Source organism: Halomonas sp. 3D7M (genome assembly GCF_014897885.1).
Lineage (GTDB): Bacteria > Pseudomonadota > Gammaproteobacteria > Pseudomonadales > Halomonadaceae > Vreelandella.
Genome location: NZ_JABUZF010000268.1, coordinates 71,332 through 71,944, shown reverse-complemented (window position 1 = coordinate 71,944; position 613 = coordinate 71,332). Strand labels below are relative to the sequence as shown.

Sequence of the window (613 nt, the reverse complement as noted above, 5' to 3'; positions counted from 1 at the left end):
CGTTTGGGGAGCGTTAAGCGCTATTAAATCGTAAAGGCCGCTTCTTGCTCACCAGTTTTAAGATCACCGGAACGCACCAGCTCATCCGTCACGCGATCAATGGCACGCTTGGCGCGACCAATCATTTCGTCAACTTCACCACGGTTAATGGTCAGTGGCGGTGCAAAGCCTAGAATATCGCCTTGAGGCATCGCACGGGCGATCAGGTTTTCTTCCATTGCCGCTGCTGCAACACGCGGGCCAACTTTCAACGCCGGGTCGAAATGCAGGCGCTGTTTGGCGTCTGGTGAGAACTCTAGAGCGGCCATTAGGCCAACACCGCGTACGTCGCCAAGCAACGGGTGACCTTCAAAGGTGGCCTTGAGCTGCTGCTGGAAGTAGCCGCCAGTTTCAGCAGAGTTACCCACTAGGTTTTCGCGCTCGATAATATCCAAATTGGCAAGGCCTGCGGCACAGCCTAGTGCGTGACCTGAATAGGTCCAGCCATGACCGATAGGACCAAACTCGCCAGTACCCTGCTCAAGCACTTTCCATACTTTGTCGCCAACAATCACGCCAGAAAGCGGCTGGTACGCGCTGGTTAGCCCTTTAGCAATGGTGACCAAATCAGGCT

1 protein-coding gene is annotated in these 613 nt (G+C 54.8%); it reads right to left on the bottom strand.

Features of this window, described 5'->3' with window-relative positions:
* Positions 1-23: 23 nt before the first annotated feature.
* Positions 24-613, bottom strand: a 590-nt coding sequence (locus INT22_RS21500; protein ID WP_226912887.1) for an aminotransferase class III-fold pyridoxal phosphate-dependent enzyme, incomplete at its 5' end; no start/stop codon positions are given.